We start from the raw sequence: 479 nt of genomic DNA, 5'->3' as shown, positions 1-479 counted from the left end.
TAAACATTGACAGATTTTTGCAATAACCATAAATAGTTGGCCCCCATTTGGGGACCCGGTTCTAATGGTCCGGCTTTGCTTCTTTCAAAAAAATGGTGCGAATTCGAATTCGCACCTCCTTATAACAAAAAAAGCCGTTCCAATAATTGGAACGGCTTTCATCTTTAAAGGTCGGCGGCGACCTACTCTCCCGCTTTTACGCAGTACCATCGGCGCTAACAGGCTTAACTTCTCTGTTCGGAATGGGAAGAGGTGGAACCCTGTTGCTAAAACCACCTTAATGGGAGCCTCCCCTAACCCCTCCCAAGGAGGGGGATTTGGAGGCAATATCGTTAACATATTGGAAAAGATTCAAAAAGAAAACTCACATTTCTTGCTTATTGTAATAATGCTTGAGTGTGGAAGCGGGCTTCCTCAACTTAAAAGTTTTGGGTAATTAGTACTGCTCGGCTACATACGTCACCGTATTTACACCTGCA

General features: G+C 44.1%; 1 rRNA gene. It reads right to left on the bottom strand.

Annotated features, from left to right (window positions below):
* Positions 1 to 169 precede the first annotated feature (169 nt).
* Positions 170 to 280 (bottom strand): 5S ribosomal RNA (gene rrf, locus W7W_RS0113570).
* Positions 281 to 479 lie beyond the last annotated feature (199 nt).

Origin of the sequence: Marinilabilia salmonicolor JCM 21150, assembly GCF_000259075.1 — a bacterium.
GTDB classification, from domain to species: domain Bacteria; phylum Bacteroidota; class Bacteroidia; order Bacteroidales; family Marinilabiliaceae; genus Marinilabilia; species Marinilabilia salmonicolor.
The sequence above is the reverse complement of the archived record's forward strand: the minus strand, read 5'-3'. Positions and strand labels throughout refer to the sequence as shown.